Origin of the sequence: Rhodospirillum centenum SW, from assembly GCF_000016185.1 — a bacterium.
Taxonomy (GTDB): domain Bacteria; phylum Pseudomonadota; class Alphaproteobacteria; order Azospirillales; family Azospirillaceae; genus Rhodocista; species Rhodocista centena.
On the sequence record NC_011420.2, the window covers coordinates 1,005,158 to 1,025,628 of the forward strand.

At 69.9% G+C, this 20,471-nt stretch carries 15 protein-coding genes and 1 pseudogene; 10 read left to right on the plus strand and 6 right to left on the minus strand.

Going from position 1 to position 20,471, the window contains the following annotated elements; translation table 11 throughout:
* The first annotated feature begins 99 nt into the window (after positions 1-99).
* Together RC1_RS04490 and RC1_RS04495 are read left to right on the plus strand one after the other, a co-directional pair.
* Positions 100-2,238: a TonB-dependent siderophore receptor gene (locus RC1_RS04490; protein WP_012566162.1), complete on the plus strand. Its 2,139-nt coding sequence runs from the start codon at positions 100-102 to the stop codon at positions 2,236-2,238.
* On the plus strand, positions 2,238-3,434 hold the full coding sequence (locus tag RC1_RS04495; RefSeq protein WP_012566163.1) for a PepSY-associated TM helix domain-containing protein: 1,197 nt from the start codon (positions 2,238-2,240) through the stop codon (positions 3,432-3,434). Before RC1_RS04490 ends, RC1_RS04495 begins: the two co-directional genes overlap by 1 nt.
* A gap of 31 nt (positions 3,435-3,465) precedes the next feature.
* Here RC1_RS04495 and RC1_RS04500 read toward each other — a convergent pair whose 3' ends face one another.
* Positions 3,466-4,374, minus strand: coding sequence for an alpha/beta fold hydrolase (locus RC1_RS04500; protein WP_012566164.1), 909 nt, complete (start codon positions 4,372-4,374; stop codon positions 3,466-3,468).
* A 118-nt stretch (positions 4,375-4,492) separates the two neighbouring features.
* Entirely contained in the window at positions 4,493-4,699 is a 207-nt protein-coding gene (locus RC1_RS04505; RefSeq protein WP_012566165.1) for a hypothetical protein, read from the minus strand.
* Positions 4,700-4,842: 143 nt separating this feature from the next.
* On the opposite strand from RC1_RS04505, the gene RC1_RS21690 reads away from it, so the two are divergent.
* A complete protein-coding gene (locus tag RC1_RS21690; protein WP_012566166.1) occupies positions 4,843-5,880 on the plus strand; it encodes a hypothetical protein in 1,038 nt (345 codons plus the stop codon).
* Here the strand turns inward: RC1_RS21690 and RC1_RS04515 are convergent.
* On the minus strand, positions 5,856-7,265 hold the full coding sequence (locus RC1_RS04515) for a muropeptide MFS transporter (RefSeq protein WP_012566167.1): 1,410 nt from the start codon (positions 7,263-7,265) through the stop codon (positions 5,856-5,858). The genes RC1_RS21690 and RC1_RS04515 overlap by 25 nt on opposite strands.
* 261 nt (positions 7,266-7,526) lie before the next feature.
* Between RC1_RS04515 and RC1_RS04520 the strand changes: the two genes are divergently transcribed.
* Positions 7,527-8,936: a class II 3-deoxy-7-phosphoheptulonate synthase gene (locus tag RC1_RS04520; RefSeq protein ID WP_234703830.1), complete on the plus strand. Its 1,410-nt coding sequence runs from the start codon at positions 7,527-7,529 to the stop codon at positions 8,934-8,936.
* 92 nt (positions 8,937-9,028) lie between these two features.
* On the plus strand, positions 9,029-10,378 hold the full coding sequence (locus RC1_RS04525; RefSeq protein ID WP_012566169.1) for a Xaa-Pro dipeptidase: 1,350 nt from the start codon (positions 9,029-9,031) through the stop codon (positions 10,376-10,378).
* Between the two features lie 135 nt (positions 10,379-10,513).
* On the opposite strand, the gene RC1_RS04530 is transcribed toward RC1_RS04525, so the two are convergent.
* The gene (locus tag RC1_RS04530; protein ID WP_012566170.1) at positions 10,514-11,347 is read right to left on the minus strand and encodes a protein phosphatase CheZ; all 834 of its coding nucleotides are present in this window, start codon (positions 11,345-11,347) and stop codon (positions 10,514-10,516) included.
* Positions 11,348-11,355: 8 nt separating this feature from the next.
* A complete protein-coding gene (locus RC1_RS04535) occupies positions 11,356-11,742 on the minus strand; it encodes a response regulator (protein WP_012566171.1) in 387 nt (128 codons plus the stop codon).
* Between the two features lie 362 nt (positions 11,743-12,104).
* On the opposite strand from RC1_RS04535, the gene RC1_RS04540 reads away from it, so the two are divergent.
* Positions 12,105-14,333, plus strand: a complete 2,229-nt coding sequence (locus tag RC1_RS04540; RefSeq protein ID WP_012566173.1) for a putative bifunctional diguanylate cyclase/phosphodiesterase — start codon at positions 12,105-12,107, stop codon at positions 14,331-14,333.
* Between the two features lie 64 nt (positions 14,334-14,397).
* Here the strand turns inward: RC1_RS04540 and RC1_RS04545 are convergent, their stop codons facing one another.
* Positions 14,398-16,077 (minus strand): NAD+ synthase, encoded by a 1,680-nt coding sequence (locus RC1_RS04545; RefSeq protein ID WP_012566174.1) that lies wholly within the window; start codon positions 16,075-16,077, stop codon positions 14,398-14,400.
* Positions 16,078-16,380: 303 nt separating this feature from the next.
* On the opposite strand from RC1_RS04545, the pseudogene RC1_RS22465 reads away from it, so the two are divergent.
* From RC1_RS22465 to RC1_RS04560, 4 genes and pseudogenes are all read left to right on the plus strand, one after another.
* Positions 16,381-16,818, plus strand: a pseudogene (locus tag RC1_RS22465) (NAD(P)/FAD-dependent oxidoreductase); the annotation flags it as partial.
* Positions 16,728-17,897 (plus strand): FAD-dependent oxidoreductase, encoded by a 1,170-nt coding sequence (locus RC1_RS22470; protein ID WP_272912055.1) that lies wholly within the window; start codon positions 16,728-16,730, stop codon positions 17,895-17,897. The pseudogene RC1_RS22465 and the gene RC1_RS22470, both read left to right, overlap by 91 nt.
* 59 nt (positions 17,898-17,956) lie before the next feature.
* Positions 17,957-18,601, plus strand: coding sequence for a hypothetical protein (locus tag RC1_RS04555; RefSeq protein WP_012566175.1), 645 nt, complete (start codon positions 17,957-17,959; stop codon positions 18,599-18,601).
* Positions 18,602-18,751: 150 nt separating this feature from the next.
* On the plus strand, positions 18,752-20,398 hold the full coding sequence (locus tag RC1_RS04560) for a peptide ABC transporter substrate-binding protein (protein WP_184446273.1): 1,647 nt from the start codon (positions 18,752-18,754) through the stop codon (positions 20,396-20,398).
* Positions 20,399-20,471: the final 73 nt, after the last annotated feature.

Below are 20,471 nucleotides of genomic sequence, written 5' to 3' on the forward strand. Positions count from 1 at the left end.
GGGTTCCTGCACTGGTATGCAATTGATATTGACTCGCAATATTGTCTGCCGTTAGACCGCTGCGGAAGAGCAAACATAAAAGAGAGTGGGAACAGAGACATGCGTTCAGCCTTGCGGATGGCCGGCGCCGCCCTGGTGCCGGCCCTGATGCTCCTGACCCCGGCCCAGGCGCAAGAGGCCGCCGATGCCGGCCCGGTGGAAGAGATCATCATCACCGGGCGCGCCCAGCGGCTCTACCGGGTGGAGGAGACCAGCATCGGCAAGATGCCGGCCAATGTGCTGGACATTCCCCAGGCGGTGCAGGTCATCAACCAGGAGCTGATCAGCGATCTTGGCGCGCGCAACGTCATCGACCTTTACCGCAACATCTCCGGTGTCAGCTATTTCACCTATGGCGGCGTCACCTTCCGGGGCTTCCGGCAGGAGCAGAACTACTATGACGGTATGCGCGGTGACCCGTTCATCGGCTTCGCGGTGCCGCAGCTCTTCAACATCGAACGGGTGGAAGTGCTGAAGGGACCGGCCGGCATGCTCTACGGCCCGGCGGCGCCCGGCGGCACCATAAACTACGTCACCAAGGGGCCGACGGAGGACTTCCAGGGCGATGTCCGCCTGACCTTGGGCAATTTCGACCGTATCGGCGGATCGGCCCAGCTCTCCGGGCCGGCGGATGCGGAGGGTCGCTTCACCTACCGCGTCGGCGCCTTCTACGAGAAGATGGACAGTTTCCGCACCGGCGCCGGCAGCGACACCAAGGTGGGCGACGCCAGCCTGGGCATCAAGGTGACGGACGATGTGAAGCTGACCCTCCAGGCCATCCGGTTCGATCAGGCGCTGCCGGCCAACCGCCTGCGCGGTATCCCGGCCAGCGACGACGGCGTCTATCTGGGATCGATCCGGTGGAACCATAACGAACCGACGGATTTCTCCAAGCTGACCTCCAACGTGTTGCAGGCCAAGCTGGATGCCCGCCTCACCGATCGCATCCGCCTGGATGCCGGCATCCGCTGGTTCAAGTCCAAGGAGCAGCAGAACTACCATGAACCGCGCGGCACCTATGACAGCGACGGCGATGGCGTGCTGGACATGGTGCGGCGGGAATTCCGAGACCAGCGCCGGGAAGGCGATGCGCTGGCCCTGGCCGCCAATCTGATCGGCGATGCCGAGACGGGCAGCATCCGCCACAGGATTCTGTTCGGTGCCGACTGGTATCGGGAGGATTCGCTGCTGCTGAGCCGCATCGCCCCGACCCGGGCCTCCAGGGGACCCGTTCCCGATGCCAGCCTGACCAACCGCGTCTACGGCCTGACTTCGGCAGCCGATTACGCCAGCTACTTCGCCACCCGCCCCTATACCCGCACCGACACCCGCGCGGAGCGCGAGGGCGTCTATCTCCAGGACCAGATCAGCCTGACCGAGCAGTGGGACGTGGTGGCCGGCCTGCGCTATGACCACTTCACGGATACGAACCGGGTCAACGACACCGATTATGCCGACGGGGATTATTCCTGGCGGGCCGGGCTGATCTACAAGCCCGTGGAGGATGTCTCGGTCTATGCGAGCTGGTCCACCAGCTTCGAACCGCAGTCGGTGGCCAACCAGGACGGGAGCGCCGGCGGGCCGTTCGACCCGGTCACCGGCGAGCAGGTGGAAGCGGGCGTGAAGACGGCCCTGCTGGGCGGTCGCATCCAGGCCAACGCCGCCGTCTACCGCATCGTGCGGGAGAACATGCTCCAGACCGACACGACCAGACCCCCGGTCAATGGCGTCAACCCGCTCGCCCCCATCGGGGAGGTGACGTCCAAGGGCTTCGAACTGGACCTGTCCACCGACATCACCCCCGACTGGGTGTTCACCGCCAACTACGGCTACAACGACACCAGGATCACCGGCAGCGTGCCGGGTCAGAGCCTGACCAACGCGGTCGGCGACCGCTTCGCCAACGCGCCGCGCAACAAGGTCGGTTTCTGGACCCGCTATCAGGTGCAGGAGATCAACACCGCCTTCGCGTTCGGCGGTGAATACGTTTCCCGTCGGCTCAGCCTGTCGGGCCAGACGGTGAAGCCCTATACGATCTTCGATGCCTCCATCATCACCGATCTGGGGTTTGCCGAGGCCATGTTCCGGGTGAAGAACATCTTCGACAAGGAATATGCTGCCTCGGGCTTCACCGTGCATAACGGCCACTTCCCCGGTGAGCCGCGCACCTGGTTCATCGAGCTGCGCAAGCAGTTCTGATGGCAGCCAAGGGCCGATCCTTCTGGTGGTCCGTCCATGCCTGGGCGGGGTTGAAGCTCAGCCTGTTCATGGGCTTCATCCTGGCCACCGGCACGCTGGCCGTGTTCGCGCATGAGCTGGACTGGCTGGTGACGCCGTCGATGCGGGTGATGCCGCACGATGCGGCACCGGCAAGCTGGGGCCAGCTGGCCGACGGCGCCCTCCGGGCCGTGCCGGGCGCCCGGTTGGCCAGTCTCTACGCCCCGATCCATCCCGGCTTCGCCGCCGAAGCCTGGATGGACGCGGGCGGGCCGCGCATGGTGCGGGTGCATCTGGACCCCGGTACGGGGGCGGTCACCGGCACCGCCCCCTGGTACAACATCCACCGCTTCCTGCGGGAGACGCACCGGCACCTGATGCTGCCGGTGAAGATCGGCGTCCCCATCGTCTGCACCCTGGCCCTGCTGCTGGTCGCATCGCTGGTCAGCGGCATCGTCACCTACAAGAAATGGTGGCGCGGTTTCTTCAGGCGTCCGCGCGGTGGGGACGGGCGGCGGCTGGCCGGCGACCTGCACCGGCTGGCGGGGCTGTGGAGCCTGTGGTTCACCGCCCTGATCGCCGTGACCGGCCTCTGGTATCTGGTGGAATCGCTGGGCGGCGACGCGCCGGACCAGCCGCATCCCCCGGTGCTGGCCACCCCGTCTCCTGCCATCGACGGGGCGGCCCTTGACCGGCTGGTGGCGGCGGGGCTGGCAGCCTTTCCGGGGCTGGAGATCCGCGAAATCCGCTTTCCCACGCCCAAGGGCGACCGGGGGCTGGTGCTGATGGGGCAGGCCGATGCCTGGCTGGTGCGCGACCGCGCCAACGCTGTCTGGCTGGACCCGGCCGGCGGCACGGTGCGGCTGGTGACGAAGGGGGAGGACCTGTCCCTTCACCAGCGCATCTCCGAAATGGCTGACCCGCTCCATTTCGGCACGCTGGGCGGCTTCGCCACCAAGATCATCTGGTTCGTCGCCGGACTGGCCCTGACCGCGCTGTCGGTCACCGGCGTGATGATCTACAGCCTGCGCCTGCATGGTGCCCGCGGGAACCCGGCCCCGAGCGCCAAGGGCTGGGTCCGGGCCTGGCGCGGCATGGGCGTGTGGGCCTATCCGGCCCTGGGTCTGGTGCTGCTGTCCCTGGTCCTGACGCCGGGGGCGATCCTGGCGGCGGGATGACGGGCATCGGCATCCGTCGCCGGGGCCCGCGTCAGGGCGGCGGGCCCCGCCGCTCGGCGGCGATCCCCGCCAGGAAGGCGCGGTAGGCGGCGACCACCGCGGCCGGCGCTTCCACCTGCGGGTAGTGCCCGATGCGGGACAGTTCGGTGATGGGGGCGTCGGCGCGCACCAGCTCGCGGTAGCGGGCCACCATGTGGGCGCCGGACACCGGGTCGGCCGAGCCGTTGATGAGCTGCACCGGGCAGCAGGCCTCACGCAGCGCGTCCAGCCAACGCTCCCGGTGGGCGCGGCGCTCGGCCATGTAGCCGATCAGCTTGTGGAAGACGATGCGGCCGCCGTCGTGGCTGATCAGCGACCAGAAGGCGTCGATCTCCGCCGCCGACGGTTTCGTCTCCGGCCCGAACACGGCGGAGAAGCTGCGGGCGAAGGAGTCCCGGCCCAGCACGGCGGAGAGCAGCGGCCCCAGCGGGCCGGCCAGCAGCTTCTGGACCGTCCGCGCCCGGTGCGACTCCGGGAACAGTCCCCCGTTCAGGAAGCAGACGGACAGCCATTGGCGCTCCGCCGCCGGGCGGGCGTTCTGCCGGGCCAGCATCTCCTGAGCCACCGTGTCTCCGTAGTCGTGCGCCAGCACATGGAAGCGGCGCAGGCCCAGGCGGCGGACCAGATCCTCGCAGATGTCCGCCTGCTCCATCATGGAATAGGCGTGCCGGCGCGGCTTGGCGGACCAGCCGAAGCCCAGCAGGTCCGGTGCCACCAGCCGGTGGTCGCACGACAGGTCGGGCCAGATGCCCGTCCAGTCCCAGCTTGAGGTGGGAAAGCCGTGGATCAGCAGGATCGCCGGGCGGTCCGTGTCCTCCGGCGCACTGTCCACATGGAAGATGCGGTGGCCGGCGCAGTCGGCCATGCTCCCGGCGGCGCGCCAGGCGGCGACGTCCAGCATTCCGTGTCTCCTCCCCAGGGGCGCTCTCGCGCGGCGCCTCTGCGGGGTGGGAGGCTACTCTGCGGGGGCGGTCTGACCAAGCGCCCCGGCCGCGGAGCACCGTAGGGCGGTCGAGCCGCTACCGCCGCAGTTCCTGCTTCAGCCAGGCGCGGAACCGGCCCAGCCGGGTGCCGTCGTGGCCGGGCCAGCCGGCGCGCCGGGCGCTCTCCTCCGCTTCCGATTCGGTGCGGGCATAGCAGACGATGCAGGTCCGGCTGCCGTCCGGTGCCAGCCAGCGGAACTCGAAGGGGCGGACATCGGGGGGCGGGGGGGCGGTGCTGTCCATGGGATCGGGTCCGGGGCGGTGCTGGTCCGGAGGAGGGCCGGAGCGGAAAGGCGGGGCGGGCCGCGGTTTCCGTCCCTTCGGCCTTTTTCACAGCCTACCCTGCCTTCTACAGTGTCGCCGGTCCACCGACAGGGATACCCCTCATGCTCGGCCTGCTGCTCTCGCCCTTCCGCTGGGCGTTCAAGATCGTCACCTTCGTGATCGTCGCCGGGGTGCTCATGCTTCTGCTGCTGCCCGTGGCCTTCGATGTCGAGGCGGCGGCAGCCGGCTTCATCGCCCGGTTGAACCAGGTCGAGCTGAAGGACCTTCAGGTCTCGGCCACGCCGGTCTCGGCGGCGGGGTTGCCGCCCAACGTGCGGTTCCGCGACATCCGGATCGCCCGCCAGGCTCGTACTGCCCGGCCGTCCTTGGAGGCGGAGGAGGCGGTGCTGCGGGTGGATACGGCGGCCAGCCTTGCCGCCGGGCATATGGTCCTGGTGGCGGAAATCCGCGATCCCGTGATCCACGCCGACCGGCCCTTCAGTCTGGCGCAGCTCTCCGCCGCCCTGACGGGGGCGCTCGGCGTCGCCACCGGGGTGACGCTGGTCGGCGGGCAGGTCGTCGGGGGCGGCGTCGAGGTGGTGGATCTCGGCAACACCACGGTGCAGGTCCCCCCGGCGACACCGCCGGGGGCCGGCGGCGGCCAGACGGGCGGGAGCGGCTCGACCCCCGGGGCGGCGGTGCCGGTCATCGGTACGATCATCGGCTCCGTCGTCGGCCCCGTGATCGGTGGCGGGCCGGGGGCTCCGGGAGCGGTGGCGCCGGGCGGTCCGGGTCCGGGCGGTCCGGGTCCGGGGGGCGTTGTCCCGGGCGGTGGCACCGGCGGCTCCGGTGGTTCCGGCGGTGGCAGCACTGGGGGCGGGTCTCCGGGCGGTCCTGGCGGCTCCGGCGGCGGTGGCACTGGGGGCGGCGGTGGCTGGCCCGGCGGGGGCTCCCCGGGTGGCACCGGAGGCGGCAGCGGTGGCGGCGGGTCTCCGGGCGGGACGGGTGGTTCCGGTGGGGGGAACGGTGGTGGCGGCTGGCCCGGTGGCGGCTTGCCGGGGGGCGGTTCCGGTGGCGGGAGCGGACCCGGCCCGCAACCTCCCGCCACGCCGGTGCCCGGACAGCCGGGCCTGTGCTACTGCCCCTGCACCCTGCCTTGAGCCGCCTCCCGGGAGGTCTCTGACCCGGGCAGGCGGCGGCGCGTGCTCCGTTCCAGCAGGATGCAGAGCAGCAGGGCGGGGATGCCGATGGCGGCCGTTCCGGCGAAGAACAGGGCATAGGCCGTCAGCGTGTCGTGGCCGGTCTTCAGCAGCTCCACCGCCCCGCCGGAGAAGCCCTTCAGGAACTTGCCGAGCAGCGCGTAGAAGGAACTCAGCAGCGCGTACTGCGTCGCCGTGTAGCCGACGCTGGTCAGGCTGGACATGTAGGCGACCAGGGCCGTGCCGGCGAACCCGGTCGCCAGATTGTCCACCGCCATGGCAATGGCGAAGGCGGTCGGGTCCGGTCCCGTCAGCGCCAGCAGCGAGAAGGCGAGGTTCGACCCCGGTCCGACCACGGCGCCGATCAGCAGGGTGCGCCCGAAGCCCAGTTTCACCGCGCTGATGCCGCCCACGGCGACCCCGACGACCGACGCCCAGAGCCCGATCGTGGCCCGCACCGACCCGACCACCTCCTTGGTCAGGCCCAGATCGACATAGAACGGGTTCGCCATCGGCCCCATGACGAAATCGGCCAGCCGGTACAGGCTGATCGCGGCCAGCATCAGCAGCGCCAGCTCGCCATGGGTCCGGAAGAAGGCGACGAACGGGCCGACCACCGCGTCGATGAGGCCGCGCGGACTCCACAGCGGCGGCGTGGTGGTCGCCGTCGCCACTCCGGCCCGGGCCGGCTCCGTTGCTGCCAGCGTGGCGCCGATACCGACGGCCATCGCCAGTCCCATCGCCAGATAGGAACCGGGCCAGCCGATCTGCCCGGCCAGGATCAGGATCAGCGCATCCGTCAGCAGGAGCGCCCCGCGGTAGCCGAGCTGGTAGGCCGCCGTCAGCAGCCCCAGCTCCTCCTTGTCGTCGGCGGTTTCGATCCTCCAGGCGTCCACCACCACGTCCTGCGTGGCCGAGGCGAAGGCCGCCAGCAGGGCGAACCCCGCCAGCGCCGCCAGCCCGCCGCCGGGGCCGGTGGCGGCGATGCCGGCCAGACCGACGGCGACTAGGATCTGTGCCGTCAGCATCCAGCCGCGGCGCCGGCCCAGCAGCCGGCCCAGAAGGGGCGCGTCCAGTCTGTCGATCAGCGGTGCCCAGAGGAACTTGAAGGAGTAGGCGAGGCCGACCCAGGACAGGAAGCCGATGGCCGTCAGTTCGACCCCGCCCTCGCGCAGCCAGAAACCCAGCGTGTTGCCGGTCAGCATGAAGGGCAGACCGGAGGAGAAGCCCAGCAGCAGCATCACCGCCACCCGCGGCCGGCGGAGCGCGCGCAGCACGTCGCGCCAACCCGTCGCGGGCGGCCGGGGGGCGGCCGTTCCGGCCGGGGCGGGGGAGAGCGAAGCCATGGGGTACAGGGGTCTCTGGGGCTGTGCGGTACGCGGCAGGGGGGAACCGGCCGGGCCTGCGGGGCTGCCCTTGCGGGTTCTGCTGCGGCGGGCGGCGGAGTATAATGACCCCCGCCGGCAGAGGGTGAGCAAATTGCGTACCTTTGTTGCGTGCGGCACCATGGGCGGGACTGGAAACGTCCGGTGCATGCGCGTAGAAAGGCGGGCGCGATGACAGGACTGGCAGCGTCGTCCGGCGCGCGGTCCGGGAAGAGGTGTGAGATGGCGACGGAGACTGCGATGGGCACGGGTGGACGCTGGACGCCGGAGAGCTGGCGCGCGAAGCCGGCCATGCAGATGCCCACCTATCCCGATCCGGCGAAGCTTCAGGCCGCCGCGGCGCGGCTCGCCGGGTATCCGCCGCTGGTCTTCGCCGGCGAGGCGCGCAGCCTCAAGGAATGCCTGGGCCGTGCCACGCAGGGGCAGGCCTTCCTGCTCCAGGGCGGCGACTGTGCCGAGAGCTTCTCGGAGTTCCACCCGAACAACATCCGCGACACCTTCCGGGTGCTGTTGCAGATGGCGATCGTTCTGACCTTCGGCGGCGCCACGCCGGTGGTGAAGGTCGGCCGCATGGCCGGGCAGTTCGCCAAGCCCCGCTCCGCCGACATGGAGGTGGTGGACGGGGTGGAGCTGCCGGCCTACCGCGGCGACATCATCAACGGCTTCGACTTCACGCCCGAGGCGCGGGTCCCCGATCCCGACCGCATGGTGCAGGCCTACAACCAGTCGGCCGCGACCCTGAACCTGCTGCGGGCCTTCGCCCAGGGCGGCTATGCCGATCTGCACAAGGTCCACCAGTGGACCCTGGGGTTCGTGGAGAAGAGCCCGCAGGGCGAGCGTTACCGCGATCTGGCCGGCCGGCTGGACGAGGCGCTGGCCTTCATGGCCGCCTGCGGCATCACCGGCGCCACCACGCCGCAGATCCGCGAGACGGAGTTCTTCACCAGCCATGAGGCGCTGCTGCTGCCTTATGAGCAGGCGCTGACCCGGATCGACAGCACGACGGGCGACTGGTACGCCGTCTCGGCCCACATGCTCTGGGTCGGCGACCGCACCCGCCAGCCGGACGGCGCGCACATCGAATATCTGCGCGGCATCCGCAACCCGCTGGGGCTGAAGTGCGGCCCGTCGCTGGACCCGGACGAACTGATCCGGCTGATCGACCTGCTGAACCCGGCGGATGAGCCCGGCCGCCTGACCCTGATCTGCCGCATGGGGCACGACAAGGTGGAGGACAAGCTGCCCGCCCTGGTCCGCAAGGTGAAGCGGGAAGGGCGCACGGTGGTCTGGTCCTGCGATCCCATGCACGGCAATACGATCAAGTCCTCCACCGGCTTCAAGACGCGCCCCTTCGACCGCGTGCTGGCCGAGGTGCGGGGCTTCTTCGAGGTCTGCCGCACCGAGGACGTGCATCCCGGCGGCGTGCATTTCGAGATGACGGGCCAGGACGTCACCGAATGCACCGGCGGCGCCCAGGCGATCACGGAGCATTCGCTGGCCCTGCGCTATCACACGGCCTGCGACCCGCGCCTGAACGCCAGCCAGTCCCTGGAACTGGCCTTCCTGGTGGCGGAAGAACTGAAGCGGACGCGCCGGGGACTGAAACTGTCGCAGCAGGCCGCGGCCGAATAAGAAAACGAATAAGAGCGCACATCCAATAGCTTGACCTGTACCCCTCCGGATCGGAAGCTCGCTCCCGGGTCCCATCTGCGAGCGAGTCTTCCATGCCTTCCGCTTGTCCGCCCGGCAGTCCCGCCGGCCTGCTTCCGTCTGTCCTGCGCGGTCTGACCGCTGCCCTCCTTCTGACCGGGGGCGTCCTTGCCGGGGCTGCCCTGTCCGGCGCCGCGCCGGCAACGGCGGAGACCGTCTACATCACCGCCGACCGCCTGCTGGACGTGCGCTCCGGCAGCATGGTCGCCCGCCCGGCCGTGCTGGTGGAGGACGGCCGCGTCGCCAGGGTCGGCACGGTTTCGGATCTGCCGGCACCGCAGGGGGCGACACGGATCGACCTGCCGGGGCTGACCCTGCTGCCCGGCCTGATCGACATGCATGTCCACCTGACCAGCCGGCACGACCTGCACGGCTACCGGCGGCTGACCCGCAACGCGACGGATCTGGCGATCGATGGTGTCGTGAACGCCCGGACGACGCTGGAAGCGGGCTTCACGACCGTCCGCAATCTCGGTGCCGGCAGCTTCGCCGACGTGGCCGTGAAGCGGGCGGTGGAGGAGGGGCGGGTGCCCGGCCCGCGCCTGATCGTCTCCGGTCCGCCGCTCTCCGCCCTTGGCGGACATGGCGACGCCAACCTGCTGCCCTACGATCTCCAGCGCGAGGCCGAGGGCGTCGCCACCGGCCCCTGGGCCCTGGCGGAAAAGGTCCGCTACAACAGGAAGTTCGGGGCGGACGTCATCAAGATCATGGCGACCGGCGGCGTGCTGTCGAAGGGCACGGAGGTGGGCGCCCAGCAGCTCACCGAGGAGGAGATGGCCGCCATCGTCAAGGAAGCCCACATGCTGGGCATGAAGGTCGCCGCCCATGCCCACGGCAATGCCGGGATCAAGGCGGCGATCCGCGCCGGCGTGGACACGGTGGAGCACGCCAGCTTCCTGGACGCCGAGGCCATCGCGCTGGCGAAGAAGAACGGCACCGTGCTCTCGATGGATGTCTACAACACCGAGTTCATCCTGGGCGAAGGCGAGAAGGCCGGCATCCTTCCTGAGTCCCTGGCGAAGGAGCGGACGGTCGGGCAGACGCAGCGGACCAGCTTCGGCGAAGCGGTCAAGGCCGGCGTGAAGCTGACCTTCGGCAGCGATGCGGGGGTCTACCCGCACGGCTGGAACGGCAAGCAGTTCTCCCGCATGGTGAAGTTCGGCATGACGCCGCTGCAGGCGATCCAGGCGGCGACCGTCGTCGCGGCCGACGCCCTGGGCATGGCGGAGGAGGTGGGCAGCATCGCCCCCGGCCGCTATGCGGACATGGTGGCGGTCGCCGCCGATCCGCTGGCCGACATCTCGACCCTGGAGGCGATCCCGGTCGTCATCAAGGGCGGTGCGGTGGTCAAGGACGCGCGCTGAGGGGCGCTCCCTGCGTTCCTCCCGCAGCCCCCGGTCCGCCGGGGGCCTGCGGGCAGGCAGGGGCTTGGCAGGCCGGGGCTTGGCAGGCCGGGGCTTGAAAGTCCGGTCAGGACAGGTCGGGCCAGGAAAAGGCGATCAGGGGAACAGGTCGTCCACGGCCGACTGTGACAGCGGCCCGACGGTGGGCTTGCCCTCATCCGCGGGCGTCTGGGTATCCGACTTCCCGGCGTCCGGTGCCGCCGGGGCGGCAGGAGCCGCCGCTGCCGCCGCCTGCTGTCCGGAAAGCAGGGCATCGACCACGTCCTGGTTGATGCCGCCGTGCAGGGCCGGACCGTTCAGCAGATGTGCGTCGGGGCGCTTGTCGGCCGGCTCGTCCGCGGCCGGGGCATCCGACCCGTCCAGCCCGCCCCAGATCTCGATCATCGCGTTCACCCGGCGCTCGATGTAGCGCATGGTGTTGACCACCTTGGTCATGCGCTGGCCGGTGATGTCCTGGAAGGAGCAGGCGGTCATGATGCCCATGACCTCGTTGTCGAGCTGCCCGGCCAGTTCCCCGTCGGGGTCGCGCAGCCTGTCCGCAACCGCCTGGATGCGTTCCGCCCCGTTCAGGATCTCCGTCGTCGCGTGCTCGGTCGCCTGGAGGATGGCGTCAAGCTCCTCCGTCGCCAGCATGATGCGGTTCGCGGACGGATCGTCCGGCCGCAGGGCGGCGATCTCCCGCCGGGTCTGCGCGATGTGGGAGGAGAGTTCCTGAAGCTCGCGGCGCAGAATGCGGATATGCGACTGCGGATCGGCCTCAGGCGCCGTGCGCTGACCGAGCAGTCGGCGCACATCCTCTACGGCGACGACGCGGCTGCGCCGGTCCCGCATGCGCAGGAAGGCACGGCCGCGCGGGCTGGAGAGGAGATCGTCCTCGAAGCGGTCGTAGTCCGCGGCGTCCAGATCGAGGGGGCGGTCGTCGGCTGCCATCGGGTCGCTCAGCCGATCGCGCCGATGACGCTCTCGATCTTCTTCTTCAGAGTATCGGCGTTGAAGGGCTTGACGATGTAATTGTTCACACCGGCTTCCTTCGCCGCGATCACGTTCTCCGTCTTCGATTCGGCCGTGACCATGATGAAGGGCATGCTCTTCAGCCGGATGTCCGCGCGGACCTCCTTGAGGAGCTGGAGGCCGGTCATCGGCTCCATGTTCCAGTCGGAAATCACCAGCCCGAAGGTGCCGCCGCGCAGCTTCGCCAGCGCTTCCGCACCGTCGGCGGCTTCCTCGATGCGAGTGAAGCCGATCTGCGTCAGCAGGTTCCTGATGATGCGCCGCATCGTCGCGTAATCATCGACGACCAGCACCTGCAGGTTGGTGTTGGACACGCGCAGACCCCCAATACCAGACGTGTTGCCGTACGGTTCGACCGCCACCCGGTCGCCCCATCCACCGTACCGGCGGAGGGTTAAGGTCTGGTTCCCAAGAATCCAACCCTCCCTCCCGATCGGAGATGAGGCGGCACTTTGGTGCCCGCTCTCTTCCTTGTCAAGACAGGGTACTAATACGTTCGTCCAAAGGTCATCGCCCTCCCTTCGTGCAGGCGCATCCGGGGGGATGAGAGAGACACGACGCGAGCGGTTGCGGGCGGCTGTCCGTTTGTTTATCCCGGAAGATTAGAGGTAGATTGAGCAACCGTCGGCGATGAGAGGCCCCTTTGGCCATAGCGCCCCCAGGTCTGAGCGCAGGGATGCGCAGCAGCAGCCGCGCGCTCGGGCATCTGGCCCGGAGCGGGCCGTTCCTGAAGCGTGATCTCCCGGGCTGTCTGCGGGCGGTCACGGAGACGGCCGCCGCCGTCCTCGCTGTCGGGCGCGTGTCCGTCTGGTTCTTCAGTGATGACGCCCGCTCGCTGCGGGCCGGTGACATCTTCGAGACGGCGAGCGGGCGTCACGCCGCCGGCCCCCTCCTCGCCATCGGCTGCAACGAGGGCTACCGCGCGGCATTGGAAACCGAACGGCCGCTGCGGGTCGATGATGTCGGCCGCAGCGCCGTCATGGCGGATCTCCGCGACTCCCTCCTGATCCCGGAAGGGAACAGCGCGCGGCTGGACGCGCCGGTCATCCACCAGGGAAGCCTTGTCGGAGTCGTCTGCTGCGAGCATGCCGGGGGACCGCGCTCCTGGACGGACGAGGAAGCTGCCTTCGCGGCCTCGCTCGCGGACTTCGTCGCCCTTGCCCTGGCCGCAGACGAGGCACGCCGGGCGGAGGAACGGGCGCGCGAAGCCGACCGGCGCTGGCGCGACCTGTTCGAGAACGCGGTCGAGGGCGTCTTCCGGATGGACCTCGCCGGCCGTCTGCGGGCGGTGAATCCGGCGCTTGTGGACATCCTGGGCTACGGCACGGCCGATGCGCTGATGGCCGCGGTGCCGGACGGTCGTGCGCTTGTCGCCGTGCCGGCCGACCGGGCCGAACTGCGCTCCCGCCTGCGCGGGGCGGGTATCGTCCGCGGCTTCGAGACCATGGTGCAGCGCGCCGACGGCGACCTGATCTGGGTATCCCTCAACCTGCGCCGTCACCTCGGTGCCGGAGGCGAGACGTCGGGCTATGAAGGCACGCTGGAGGACATCAGCCACCGCCGCCGCATGGAGCAGGAGGCGGCCCACGTCGCCCTGCATGACGGGCTGACCGGGCTGCCGAACCGGACGCTGCTGGTGGACCGGCTGGCCCAGGCGCTGCGGCGCCGGCGGGCCGGGCAGTCGCCCGGATTCGGCGTCTTCCTCATCGACTGCGACAACTTCCGCATGGTGAACAACACGCTGGGCCATGCGCTGGGCGACCGCATGCTGGCGGAGATCGCGCGCCGGCTGTCCCGACTGCTGGGGGCGGGCGACACGCTGGCCCGGCTGGGCAGCGACGATTTCGCCGTGCTCTGCGAACAGTCCTGGACTCCGGACCTCGCCCTGCGCCGGGCCGAGGAGATGCGCCTCGCCGTCATGGCGCCGATGGAGGTGCCCGGCCACCACGACCTGTTCCCCTCCGTCAGCGTCGCCGTGGTGCTCGACCATGGCGAGCGCGAGACGCCGGACGAGGTGCTGCGCGACCTCGGCATCGCGGTGCATTATGCCAAGGCCCGCGGCCGCGCCCGCTGCATCAGCTTCGAACCGGCGATGCGGACGGCCCCCTTGCAGGCGCTGCGCCTTCAGACGGAGCTGCGCCGGGCGCTGGAGCGGGACGAGATCGGGCTGGCGCTGCAACCCGTCGTGGACCTGCCCGGTCGCCGCCTGATCGGGTTCGAGGCGCTGGCGCGCTGGGCCCATCCCGGCCGGGGCAGTGTTTCCCCGACCGAGTTCATCCCCATCGCGGAGGAGAGCGGGCTGATCGTGGCCCTGGGGGAGACGGTGCTGCGCAAGGCCTGCGCCCTCCTGCGGTCCTGGCAGCCGCGTCTGAACGGGACCCCGCTGACGGTCAGTGTCAACGTGTCTCCGGTCCAGCTCGCCCGCCCGGATCTGTTCGAACTGGTGGACGGGGTGATCGCGGCCACCGGCGTCGATGTCCGCCGGCTGAAGCTGGAGGTGACGGAGACGGCGCTGGCGCAGGATCTGGACATCGTCTCCAGCCGGCTGGACGGGCTGCGTCAGCGGGGCTTCCGTATCCTGATCGACGATTTCGGGACCGGCTACTCCTCGCTCTCCCGCCTGCACCGGCTGCCCTTCGACGGGCTGAAGGTTGACCAGAGCTTCGTCCGGCCCATGCTGCACGACGAGGACTGCCGCAACATCGTCCGCACCGTGGTCGCCCTCGGCCATGCGTTGGGCGTGGACATCGTGGCCGAGGGGGTGGAGGACCCGGAGACCGGGCGCGAACTGGCCCGGATGGGCTGCACCAGTGCCCAGGGTTACCATTTCGGCCGGCCGCTGTCGCCCGCGGACGCCGACCGTCTGGTCGGGCGCCTGTCCGGCGGGCCGCTGTTCCTGCCGTAGGAGCGGGGCCGCAGAACCAGCGAGGTGCGTCCGGATCAGGTTCCCGGGCGCAGGCCCCTCCCGGTCAGGAATTCCCGCCGTCTTCGACCAGGCTGACGAAACCGCTGGTGATCGGATAGCGGCGGTCCTTGCCGAAGCTGCGGCTGGTGACCTTCACGCCCGGGGGGGCCTGCCGGCGCTTGTATTCGGCCCGGTCCAGCATGCGCCAGACGCGGCTCACCGTTTCCCGGTCGTGGCCGCGGGCCACGATCGCGGCCAGCCCGAGGTCCTTCTCCACCAGACACTCCAGGATGTCGTCCAGTATCTCGTAGGGCGGCAGCGTGTCCTGGTCCGTCTGGTCCGGCTTCAGTTCGGCCGTGGGGGCCTTGGTGATGATCCGCTCCGGGATGACGCGGCCGGCGGGGCCGTGCGCCTGCCGAGGCAGGGTCCGGTTGCGCCAGTGCGACAGGCGGTAGACGGTCGTCTTGTAGACATCCTTCAGGACGGAATAGCCGCCGCACATGTCGCCGTAGAGCGTGGCGTAGCCCACCGACATCTCCGACTTGTTGCCGGTGGACAGCACCATTCCGCCGAACTTGTTGGACAGCGCCATCAGGGTGACGCCGCGGGCGCGGGATTGCAGGTTCTCCTCGGTGATGTCCGGCTCGCGGTCGGCGAAGGCCGGTTCCAGCATGTGCTCGAACGCCTTCATGGCCGGTTCGATGGAGATCGTGTCGATCCGGCAGCCCAGCAGCTCGGCGCACTCGGCGGCATCCTCCAGGCTCTCGCGGGAGGTGTAGGGGGACGGCATCATCACGCAATGGACCCGGTCGGCTCCCAGTGCGTCCACCGCAACGGCCGCGGACAGGGCGCTGTCGATGCCGCCGGACAGGCCCAGGATGACGCCGGGGAAGCGGTTCTTCCGCACATAGTCGCGCAGCCCCAGCACCATCGCCCGGTAGATCGCCTCCAGCCCTTCGGCGGGCGCCGTCATCTCGGTGGAGGTGCAGGTCCAGCCGCCGTCGCCGCGGGTCCAGTGGGTGATGGCGACGTGCTCCTCGAAGGAGGGAAGCTGGGCCGCCAGCCCCCGGTCGGCGTTCAGGACGAAGGAACCGCCGTCGAAGACCAGCTCGTCCTGGCCGCCGACCTGGTTGACATAGGCCAGCGGCAGCCCCGTCTCCGTCACCCGGGCGACGGCCAGGGACAGGCGGCGGTCCGCCTTGTCCGTCTCGAACGGGCTGCCGTTGGGCACGATCAGGATCTCGGCCCCCGTCTCGGCCAGCGTCTCGGCCACGTCCGGGGTCCACATGTCCTCGCAGATGACGATGCCCAGCCGCACGCCGCGGAAGCTGACCGGGCCGGGCAGCGGGCCGGGATCGAACACCCGCTTCTCGTCGAACGGGCCGTAGTTGGGCAGATCGTGCTTGAAGCGGACCGCCGCCACCCGGCCGCCGTCCAGCAGCAGGGCGGCATTGTGGGTGCGGCCGGCCTCGCGCCAGGGGGCGCCCAGCAGCAGGCCGGGGCCGCCGTCGCCGGTGTCGGCCGCCAGTTCCTCCACGGCCTGCTGCACCGTGTCCAGGAAGAAGGGCTTCAGCACCAGATCCTCCGGCGGGTAGCCGGAGACGACCAGTTCGGAGAGCACCACCAGATCGGCGCCGCGGGCCGCGGCCTCCGCCCGCGCCGTCCTGATCCTGTCGAGGTTCGCGCGCAGGGCCCCCACCGTCGGGTTGATCTGGGCGAGGGCGATGGTCAGGCTGTCGGTCATGGGGAGCGCCGGGATGCGGAAGGATGCAGCACCCTAGCAACCCGCCCGCGGCACCTCAATCACCGCACCATGCACTCTCCGCCCGGGTCCTTTCCCTCCCACGCCCGATGCCGGCCGGCCGCAACGTCCGGAGGACCGGGCTGTTGCCGGAAGACCGATCCCGACGGTGCAGACGGTGCAGGAGGCTTGGCGATGCGTGGCAGTGGCATGACGAAATCGCTCTGGATGGACACGGCGCCCTTTCCGGAGACGGACACGGCGCTGCCCCACCCGGGGCAGCCGTCCCACGAGTCCGACCTGGACATGCCGTCGGCCCTGGCCTTCGCGCCCTATACCCTGATCAACCGCGATCCGCCGGCCGACGTGGTGGTCATCGGCGCGGGCATCGCCGGGATGACCACGGCCTGTCTGCTGGCCCGCGAGGGACGGCAGGTCCTGGTGGTGGACAAGGGACCCGTCGGCGGCGGGGAGACCAGCCGGACCACGGCCCATCTCTCCAACGCCATCGACGACCGCTACAGCTTCCTGGAGCAGCAGGTCGGGGAGTCCGGCGCCCGGCTGGCGGCGGAGAGCCATACCGCCGCCATCGAGATGATCGGCCGGATCGCGGAGCAGGAGGGCATCGACTGCGACTTCCGCCGTGTGGACGGCTGGCTGTTCCTGTCGCCGGAGCACCGGCGCGACCATCTGGAGGAGGAGCTTGCCGCGGCGCATCGCGCCGGACTCGCCGATGTCGAGCTGGTCGAGGATTTCTCCCTGGGCGACTACCGCGGCCCGGCGCTGCGCTTTCCCCGTCAGGCCCAGTTCGACCCCATGAAGTATGTCCGGGGGCTGGCACCGCCCTGCGGGCGCACGGGGGCCATATCGTCACCGGCCACCGCATCGTCGAGGTCGAGGGCGGGGAGGTGGCGACCATCCATGCCGACGACGGCCGCGTCCTGCGGGCGCAGGCCTGCGTCGTCGCCACGAACACGCCCTTCCTGGACCGCGTCGCCATCCATACCAAGCAGGCGCCCTACCGCAGCTATGTCGTCGGGCTGGCCGTGCCGCGCGATGCGATCGTCCCGGCGCTGTGGTGGGACACCCGCGAGGACTACCATTATGTCCGTCTCCAGGCCGGGACCGGCGGGGACGGCCGCGACGTGCTGATCGTCGGGGGCGAGGATCACAAGACCGGCGAGGCGCATGACACGGGGCAGCGCTTCACCCGGCTGGAGCACTGGGCTCGCCGCCACTTCCCGATGGCGGGAGAGGTGGTCTACCGCTGGTCCGGCCAGGTGATGGAGCCGTTCGACGGGCTGGGCTTCATCGGGCGCAATCCGGCGGACACGGCGAACATCCTGATCGCCACGGGCGACAGCGGCATGGGCATGACCCACGGCACCATCGCCGGGATGCTGCTGACCGACATGCTCCAGGGGCGGGACAATGCCTGGGCCGGTCTCTACGACCCCGACCGCAAGCCGAAGCGGAACCTGCGGGAATACGTGAAGGAGAACCTGGACGTCGCCCGCGAGTTCGCCCGCGGGCACCTGAGTCCCGCCGAGCTGTCGAGCGAGGCGGCCATCGCGCCGGGCCAGGGAGCCGTGCTGCGGGAGGGCGTCGCCAAGGTCGCCGTCTACCGGGCCGAGGACGGCACCGTCACCCGTGTCTCGGCGATCTGCCCCCATCTGGGCTGCACGGTGCGCTGGAACGATCTGGAACGGAGCTGGGACTGTCCCTGCCATGGCAGCCGCTTCACCCCCGAGGGAGGCGTGATCGGGGGACCGGCCGTGCGGCCGCTCGCCCCGATGGGGGAGGAGCGCCAGGCGGACTTGTAGGGCGGGTATCCGAAGGCTACCGTCGGATAACCGCCCCGCAGCCTGCCGCCGGTCCCGCCATGATCCGCCGATCCCTTCTCTCCGCTGCCCGCAGCCTTGCCGCGGGCTTGCTCTGTCTGACGGCTGCCGGTGCCGCCCTCGCCGACAGCCTGCCGCCGCCGACGGCGGAGTACAGCGCCCGCCAGCGGATGACGGCCGCGGGCGACATGATCGAGGCCCGGCTCTTTCACTCCAAGGGGAGCGAACGGCGCGAGTTCGTCATCGACGGGGTGCGCAGCATCCTGATCCGGACACCGGAGCGCATCCTCCAGATCCAGCCGGAGCTGGGGATGGCCCTGGAGATGCAGCCGGGCGAGGGGCCGGAGGCCGGTCCCGATCCGGGCAACCTCAGCACCCTGGATGCCGAGGCCGAGGGACAGGAGACGGTCGCGGGCCTCGGGACGACGCGCTACCGGGTCAGGCGCGGCGAGGCGTCGGGTGGTTTCGAGGGACGGGTCTGGTCCACCCCGGACGGCATCTATGTCCGGGTCGACGGCACGGTCGAGGAGGAGGGACGGTCGGTGCCGGTGACGATGGAACTGGCGGATGTCGAGCGGGGGCCGCAGGATCCGACCTTGTTCCAGGTGCCTGCCGGGATGCGGACCATGACGTTGGGACCGCTCCAGGGACGGGTGCCGGAGGCGTTCCGGACGGACCGGAAATAGAGTTGCCCAGCCTTCGCCGCAGGAAGCGCGCGACGGCTCTTTATTTCGCCGGGACTTTTCAGCGATCATGCACGGATGATCTCTCGACCGTTCCTCGCTGCGGTTGCCGTCATCCTGGTGGCACTCCTTCCATCGTCAGCCCGCCCCCTGATGGCGACTGTCCCGACACCGGATGGAGAGGGGGGCGCTCCCGCCTCCCGGACGCTGACCATCGGTGTCAACGACTTCCCCGGGAACTTCAATCCGCTGATCGAGAGCCAGGGCATCCGCGACTACGTGGTCTGGATGGCGCAGCGGCCCCTGACTGCCTTCACGCCGGACTGGGAACTGACCTGCGTTCTCTGCACCGAGCTGCCCACCGTCCGCAACGGCCGCATCCAGGAGGAGAGACTGCCCGACGGCGATACCGGCGTCGCCGTCCGCTATACCCTGCTGCCGGATCTCAGGTGGGGGGACGGTACGCCCGTGACCACGCGCGACGTGGTCTTCACCTGGCAGGTCGGACGCCATCCCGACATCGGCAGCAATGCCTATGACGTCTTCGCCCGGGACATCCGGTCGGTCGAGGTGGTGGACGACCGAACCTTCATCGTCCATCGCCGGCACCGGAGCTGTGCCGCGGCGCAGTTGAACGAGATGGTGCTGCTGCCGGCGCACCTGGAGCGCAAGGCGTTCGAGTCGGACCCCGCCACCTACCGGATCAACAGCCGGTACGAAGCCGACGTGACCGACCCCGGCCTCTGGCTCGGCCCCTACCGGCTGGCCGCGGTCGAAACGGGCAAGACGATCCAGCTCGAACGCAATCCTCACTGGAACGGCCGGCAGCCCTATTTCGACCGTATCGTCGTGCGCACCCTGGACAGGTCCGCCGAGCTTGAACGGGCGCTGCTGGCCGGAGAGGTGGACTACGTCTCCGGCGAGCATGGCTTCAGCGTGCATCAGTCGTCGCAGTTCGAACGCCACTACGGCTTCCGCTTCGCCGTCTTCTGGATGCAGGGGCTGGGATACCGGCACCTGGATGTCAACCACGACAACCCGATCCTGGCGGATGTGCGCGTCCGCCGGGCGCTGCTGCTGGGTCTGGACCGGGACACCATGAACGAGCGGCTCTACTACGGCCGCAACGTCATCGCCGACACGGACACAAACCCGCTCGACGGCATCCGCGATCCGGACGTCCGCCGGCACGCCTACGATCCTGCCGGGGCGATGCGGCTGCTGGAAGAGGCGGGCTGGCGTCCCGGTCCGGACGGCATCCGGGTGGATGCCGCCGGGCATCCCCTTGAGGTCGATCTCTGGGCGGGCAAAGGCGACCGCACGGTCGATCTGGAACTCCAGATCATCCAGGAGAACTGGCGCCGCATCGGCGTCCGCATGGTGCCGCGGCAGACGGTGGCCCGCGTCCTCTTCGGGGAGATCCTGCCGCAGCGCCGCTTCTCCGGCCTCGCCCTGTTCAGTTGGATCACCGCGCCGCGGGAGATTCCCCGCAGCGTGCTGCATTCCAGCCAGATACCGTCGGCCGAGAACGGCTGGAGCGGGCTGAACTACGGCGGTTACCGCAACCCCGGGCTGGACCGGGTGCTGGACGATCTGGAACGGGTCTGCGAGCCGGAAGCGAACCGGGCGCTGTGGTCGCGGTTGCAGCACCTTTACGCCGATGACCTGCCCGCACTGCCGATCTTCCACATGGCGAATGCCTACTTCTTCCCCCCGTGGCTGAAGGGCGTCGTTCCCACCGGGCACCAGTTCGCCAGCTCCATGGCCGTGGAGAACTGGTACCGCGAAGACGTGCCCTGAGGGCGTCGACGCACCCGGGGACCGTCACGCCGCGTCCGCGCGCATGGTTGACGGGGACCGCGGGAGGCCGTAC